Consider the following 6,419-nt stretch of genomic DNA (forward strand, 5'->3'; position numbering starts at 1 on the left):
TGGCGGGGAGCACCGGGGGGGGGGGGGCCGGGGCTTTGTGGGGGGGGGTCCCGCCGCCCGGGGGGGGGGGGGCGCGGCGCTGGACGGGGGGGCCGCCGCGACGCGACCGGGGCACGGCGTGGGGGGCGGGTGCCGCGGCTTCCGTGGCGCCGTGCGCGTCGGCGGTCAGGCCGTCGAGCTCGAGCTCCGCGAGGATGCGCGCCTCGTCGGGGTTGAGCACGTCGGTCAGGTACGGGTCGGCCGGGGCCGGCTCCCCGCGCAGCACGTCGGTGTGTTCGAGGTCGGCGTCACGGGCGGGATGCTCGGCATCCATCGAGGTGCGGTCCACCTGACCCGCGTCCGACGGGCGGGCGTCCGCGGGGCGAGGGTCGGAGGAACGGGGGTCGGAATCGGAGGCGGAGGTCATGTCGGGTGCGCTCACAGAAGGTTCGGGAGGAGTCGGACGAGCTGGTCGGAGACGAAGACGCTCGCCAGCAGGAGGACGGGGGCGAAGACGATCCAGGTCTTCTGCCACCCCACGCGGCGGTACGCCCACACGGCGACGAACTCGGCCACGACGAGGAACTGCAGCGCGAACACCAGCGCCCACACCGTGGTCATGTCGGTGGCCAGGGGCTGCGCCTGGGGCGGGAGGGTCATCGAGGTGGTCTGCCGCGCGCCGGCGGGCTTGACCTGACCGGTGGCGCGGGCGTCGACGTACGCGACACCCGCCGGCAGGTAGGGAGCGCCGCGGGCGGTCAGGAGGATCAGCCGGCTCTCGCCGCGCACGGGCGCCGGGGGCGTGGGGTCGCCCGCGTAGCGCACGCCCAGGACCTCGAACGCCTGCTCGCCCTGACCGGTGCGCACGCTGAACGTCTCCCCCGGCTGCAGCGACTGCAGCCGCCCGAACGGGCCGCCGAACGCGGCCGCCCGGCCCATCACGACGCTGACCCCGGCCTGCCCTGGCAGCACGGTGTCGCGGCGGTGCCCCGGACCGTCCATCAGCACGCCCGAGGTCGTGCCCTCGGCGATGACCTCGTCGACCCCCAGCTGGGGGATGGAGAGGATGCCGACCGGCGCGCCGTCGGCGAGGAGGTGGTCGTCGAAGTCGCCCTCGCTGACCGGCGCGGTCCCCGCCGACAGCTGCGCCCGATAGGTGTCGCGCAGCTGCTGCTGAGCGGCGAAGTGCGAGACGTGGCTGACGACGAGGAGGTTCACGAGGAACGCCAGCACGAGGACCGACACCGACACGAGGAGTCCGCGGAGGAACACCTGCCCCGGCGCGAGCGGGGCGTAGACGGGACGCGGACGCGGAGCCCGCCGCGGCGGGCGGGGCGGGATCGAGCCGACGGGCGTTCCCGCGGGTGTCGCGGGTCTCCGGTCCGGGCCGCCGAAGCGGCCGCCGAGGCGATCGAGCAGGGTCACGCGGCCACCGCCGTCACCGGCGCGCGGCGCGCCACGACCCGCACGACCTGCACGGCGGCCACGGCGAGACCGCCCAGCACGAGCAGGAGCACGACGACCCAGGGGAACATCACCGTCAGCGCATCGCGCGTCACGGGCGTCAGGGCGACGCCGTCGACGCTCTCGGGCGGAGTCAGCGTCACGTGGGTGGAGAGCAGCGTCCACTGACCGCCGTGCTGCAGGTGCGCCGAGACGACGCGGGTCTCCCCGGGCTGCAGGGCCGACACCGCCACGTCGTCGACGGCATCCAGGCGCTGCGGGAAGACCCCGGCATCCATCCAGAAGTCGGCGCTGAGGTCCATGGGCGTCGACGCGGCGTTGCGCACGGTGAACCAGACGTCGACCACTCCCCCGGCGGGATCGAGGGCGGGGGTCGTCGCGGCGTTCAGACCGCCGACGTAGAGCATGCCGGCCACGCTCACCTCGGTCGCGGGGGCGGTTCCGCCCCCACCCGTCGACGAGCCGCCGGACCCCGAGACCGGGATCGGAGCCGGACGGACACCCCCGGCGGGAACGGACCCGCCCGGAGACGTGGGTGCGCCGGTGCCCGCGCCGCCCGTCGAGGGGGACGGGGTGGGCGCCGGGGTCGCGTCGTCGGTGATCGTGACCGACAGCGTGCCGGAGTCGTCGGCCGCGACAGCGGGGGCGCCGGCGCTCACCCCGCCGGCGAGGATCACCAGGACGACGGCGAAGAGGAGGGGCGTGCGCGACGATCGCCGACCGCGGCTCACGAGCCGTCCGCCCGGGCTCCCACGAGAGCCGCCGCGTCGTCGGCCGCGTTGCGCGCGACGAAGTCCATCCACTCCTGGGCACGCGTCTCATCGCGACGGCGGCGCCACCGCACGATCACGACCAGGGCCCCGGCCAGCAACGCCAGGATCAGCACGGTCCAGGGCATCGCGAAGGTGACGGCGTCGCGGGTGATCGGGGCGACGACCAGCTGCATCGACGCGTCGGGCGACTCCACGAACGGGTTCAGCACCGTGTGCGGGTTCAGGTAGAGCCACTGGCCCACCCCGCCCACCGCGTAGTCGTAGGTCGCGGTGTTGCCGGGCAGCACCATCGGGATGCCGCCGCCCTGCTCGCCCGTCACGGGGACGCCGAACCACGTGCCCACGCCCGAGGTGAGGTTGGCGGCGAGAGCGACGTTGCCCGGGTTGGTGACGGTGTAGTGCAGGCGCACCTGCCCGGTGAACGGGTTCCACCAGTCCCCCTCGTACGACGCCTCGTAGCTCGTGAGCGAGAGCTGGGGCTGGAGATCGCCCGAGACGCGGGCGAAGATCGAGGTCGCGACGCGGCGGTCGACGTTGACCTGAGCGCCGCTCTCGATGACGGATGCCACGACCCCGCCGACGTGATCACCCGGGGTGGCGTCGGCCGGCACGGCGACGGTGAAGGTCAACAGGCGCACCTCCTGCGGCTCGAGGGAGAACTGCACACGCGCGCCGCCGTCGTCGAAACGGACCCACGAGCCCACCGAGGTGGGCACGGCGTCCGTGGGAAGGAGGGCGAGCTCCCCCTCGGCATCGTTGAACGCGTCGGTGGCGTAGACGGTGAAGTCCTGCCGTGCGCTGCCGGTGTTTCCCACGAGCACGCGATCGGTGACCGTCTGGCCGGGGTCGGCGGCGAACGTGAAGCGCGAGCGACCGTCGGGCCGTCCGCCGTCATCGGCGGGACGCGTGGCGACGCCGACCGTGGCGGCGGGGTCGCCCTCGGCGGCGAGGGCGGGGGCGGAGACGGCGGCGGGGGCGACGATGCCGGCCGGGGCGGAGACGGCCGGGGCCGCGGAGGCGGCCGGGGCGGGCAGGAGCAGGGCGGCGAGCGCGGCGGTGGCGATCGAGGCGGCACCCAGAGCCGGGAAGCGGCGCCGCGGGGTCGAGGAGAGCACGGTCTATCTCCGCAGACGGGGGCGACATCGACGTGTCGCCCGGGTGAACGAGGGCTGAGGGGGTGACTGCGCGGGGGGATCGGTCGATCCCCCCGCGCAGTCGAACGCGGGTCAGCTCACTTGGAGGTGAGCGTCACCGTCAGGGTCGACGTGTAGTCGCCCGTCTGCGCGTCCTTCGGGGCGGTGAAGGTGAGGTCGGCGTCGAAGAGCGCGCCCGTGGTGAGCGTCGTCACCGCGGTGCTCGAGGCGATCTTCGAACCGGTGCCCACCGTCACGCCCGTGATGGGGGTGTACCCGGCGTACGCCTTGGGAGCGATGGCGAGCGCGGAGGCGGGGATCTCGTCACCGGCGGAGTTCTTGAACGCGCTCCACGCGGCGGAGAGGTCCCATCCCTTGAGCTTGCTGCGGTCGTCGACCACGGTCACCTTGCCCAGGGGCTTGGTCACGCTCTTGTCGCGCGCGACGCTGCCGAAGTCGACCTTCGCAGCCTCGGCGTTCAGCGACCACAGGTCGCTGGCGGTCACGGCGGCGGTGAGATCGACGGTGTCGGTGGTGGTGTCGCCCGCCGCGGAGATCTTGGTGAACGTGTCCCACGCGAGGACCGTGAACTCGGCGTCGCCGGGCTGGGTCAGCGCGATGGTGTGCTCGCCGCCGGGGAGCGCCGAGATGTCGACCGTCACGTTGCCGTCGGCATCCGCGGTGACCTGACCGAGGTCGGTGCGCTCCGACCAGGCCCACGCCTGCAGGGTCTTGCCCTTGTGGGCGGTGCCGGCCGGGACCACGATCTGGGTCGCGCCCTTGGCCGGGTCGGCGACGTCGACCTTGTTGGCCGCGGTGGCGCCGGGCTGGTCGGGGCCGACCTTGCCGGAGCCCACCGTGCCGGTGAACGCCTTCTCGGAGCTGCCCGCGCTGTTGGTGGCGACAGCGGTGAAGCTGTAGGCACCGGCGGTGGTGGGCGTGCCCGAGACGACGCCCGTGGAAGCGTCGAGGCTCAGACCGGCGGGCAGGGCGCCGTCGCTCTTGATCGTCCACGTGATCGGCGCGGTGCCGTCGGCGGCGAGCGTCTGCGAGAACGCGGTGCCGACCGTGGTCGCGGTCAGGGCCGTGGTCGTGATGCTGGGAGCCGTGGCCGAGGGGCCCGAGCTCTGCGGGTCGAACGTCCAGTCGCCACCGGGCGTGACGTGGATGCCGACGTACTTCACCCCGGCGTCGGCGATGTTGAGGCCGTTGTTGCGGGTCCACGCGAAGCCGAGGCTGAAGTCGCCGCCGTTCGCCTTGACCTGGGCCCAGTTGCCGAACAGGAAGCCCGAGAGCGTCAGGTTCGGGGACATGATGTCGAACGTGCCGGGCGTGAGGGCACCGTCGCTGGACGCCGTCCAGTCGGCCATGCTGGCTTCCTTGCCCTGCGGGGCGATGAAGTAGGCCACGCCGGTGGCGTCGGGCGTGCCGGGGAAGACCACGGTGATGTCGTCGATGGTCGGTCCGGGCGTCGCAAGGACCTGCGAGTCCCAGTGCAGGACGGTGTCGTCGGCGAGCAGGTGCCCGTCGCCGCCGTCGAGGAGGTAGAACTGCGGCGCCGGCGTGGCGGCGTTCGCCGCGGTGGCCGAGAAGCCACCCGCGAGAAGCGAGACCGCCGTCGCCGCGGCGACGATCGTCCCGATCTTCTTGATGTTCATGAGATGGAGTCCTTTTCCGTTCTCGAGGGTCACAGCGTCGCGAACGCGCGCTGGATGGTGGTGGTGGAGGGCGCGAGGAAGCCGAACTTCTTCTTCACACCGCCGACGGAGACGGGCAGCGCACCGAAACTGGTGAGGCTGTTGGCGACCGACGGGTTGACGAGGTTCGCCAGACCCGCGTCGTACTTGGCGTTGCCGGGGACGATGCGCGCGTACTCGACGACCAGGTAGGTGTCGCGGCCGAAGGTGGCGTCCTTGTAGAAGTCGGTGTTGGGGACGAGGTTGGGCGCGGTGCCCGTGAAGGCGGGCTCGCCACCCACGGGCGAACCGAAGTTCACACCCGCGGCCGTGGTGGTGTTGACGCCGGTGGCGCCGTTGGCCTGGGCGATCCAGTTGGCGGCGCTGAACGGGATGAGGTCGTTCGTCCCCAGCACGGAGGCGTCGTTCTCGGGCGTGGTGCCGTTGGCGTCGGTGACGCACGAGCCGAGTGCCGGGTTGCCGATGGCGCCGAGGAAGAAGCTGCGCGTGCCCGAGCCGTTCTGGGGAAGGCGCGGCTTGACGGTGACGCCGCCGATCGAGGTGGTGTTGCACTCGTAGATGGACTTCAGCTGAGCGGCGCTCAGCGTGCTCCACGACGAGTCGCCACCCTTGTACGCGAAGCCGACGGCGTCGCGGCCGAAGGGCACGTAGGCCAGCTGACCGTTGGCGTTGGCGTTGTTGCCGGGGCCGCTGGAGGACCGGGCGATGTCGACCTGACCGGTGATCGGGCGGGCCGGAACCCCGGCGTTGCCGCTGTACGCCGCGCCCGTGATCGAGGCGCGCAGCGCCGTGACGCCCGCACTCGACCCGGCGGGGCGACCGAAGAACGGCCCACCCTGCTTGGTCTGGATGGCGTTCGCCCCGAAGGCGTCGAAGTTGCCGAGCGTCTTGTTGTTCGAGGTCACACGCACGAGCGAGCCGGTGAGGGTCGTCCCGTTCGTGATCGCGTTGACGGAGTCCTGCAGGGTGTCGGAACCGACCAGCGCGTAGCTGTTCGAGACCGGTTCGGCCGAGGCCATGGATGCGACGCCGAATCCGGCGATCGCGATACCGCAGGCCGCGCCCATGGCGACCAGCTTCTTGAGCTTCAACTCAATGCCTTTCGATGTGTCGTGCAGAGATGTGGTTCGGGTGTTCAGTTGCGAGAGGACGGGTCGAGGGGTCGGCGACGGGGCGCGGCGTCAGAGCCGGCGGCGCAGGCGGCCGAGGAGCGGGACGGCGAAGGCGGAGGCGAGTCCGCCCGCGACGCTGGCGGGGAGGGCGGCGGGGAGCGCGCCGAGGTCGGGGTCGTCGGGGGTCGTTCCGCCCGCCCGGGAGGGGGCGGTGGAGCCGGATGCCACCGGATCGGCCGCGGCGGGGGCTGCCGCGGCGCC

At 72.9% G+C, this 6,419-nt stretch carries 5 protein-coding genes and 2 pseudogenes; all 7 read right to left on the minus strand.

Going from position 1 to position 6,419, the window contains the following annotated elements; translation table 11 throughout:
- A pseudogene (locus ACK4LS_RS14430) lies at window positions 1–328 on the minus strand (hypothetical protein); the annotation flags it as partial.
- An 89-nt stretch (window positions 329–417) separates the two neighbouring features.
- Window positions 418–1,404: a sortase gene (locus tag ACK4LS_RS14435; RefSeq protein ID WP_409718708.1), complete on the minus strand. Its 987-nt coding sequence runs from the start codon at window positions 1,402–1,404 to the stop codon at window positions 418–420.
- The gene (locus ACK4LS_RS14440; RefSeq protein WP_409718711.1) at window positions 1,401–2,174 is read right to left on the minus strand and encodes a hypothetical protein; all 774 of its coding nucleotides are present in this window, start codon (window positions 2,172–2,174) and stop codon (window positions 1,401–1,403) included. Before ACK4LS_RS14440 ends, ACK4LS_RS14435 begins: the two co-directional genes overlap by 4 nt.
- The gene (locus tag ACK4LS_RS14445; RefSeq protein WP_409718714.1) at window positions 2,171–3,331 is read right to left on the minus strand and encodes a hypothetical protein; all 1,161 of its coding nucleotides are present in this window, start codon (window positions 3,329–3,331) and stop codon (window positions 2,171–2,173) included. Before ACK4LS_RS14445 ends, ACK4LS_RS14440 begins: the two co-directional genes overlap by 4 nt.
- A 116-nt stretch (window positions 3,332–3,447) precedes the next feature.
- A complete protein-coding gene (locus ACK4LS_RS14450; protein WP_409718717.1) occupies window positions 3,448–5,007 on the minus strand; it encodes an Ig domain-containing protein in 1,560 nt (519 codons plus the stop codon).
- Between the two features lie 29 nt (window positions 5,008–5,036).
- Window positions 5,037–6,137 carry a hypothetical protein gene (locus tag ACK4LS_RS14455; RefSeq protein WP_409718720.1) on the minus strand — a complete coding sequence of 367 codons (1,101 nt, stop codon included), beginning with the start codon at window positions 6,135–6,137 and terminating at the stop codon, window positions 5,037–5,039.
- Between the two features lie 90 nt (window positions 6,138–6,227).
- Window positions 6,228–6,419 (minus strand): annotated as a pseudogene (locus ACK4LS_RS14460) (hypothetical protein); the annotation flags it as partial.

Origin of the sequence: Microbacterium sp., assembly GCF_046295495.1 — a bacterium.
GTDB lineage: Bacteria > Actinomycetota > Actinomycetes > Actinomycetales > Microbacteriaceae > Microbacterium.

Excerpts from the sequence above, each read along its gene's own strand:
- ACK4LS_RS14450 (WP_409718717.1), bottom strand. The coding sequence starts at position 5,007 with ATGAACATCAAGAAGATCGGGACGATCGTCGCCGCGGCGACGGCGGTC.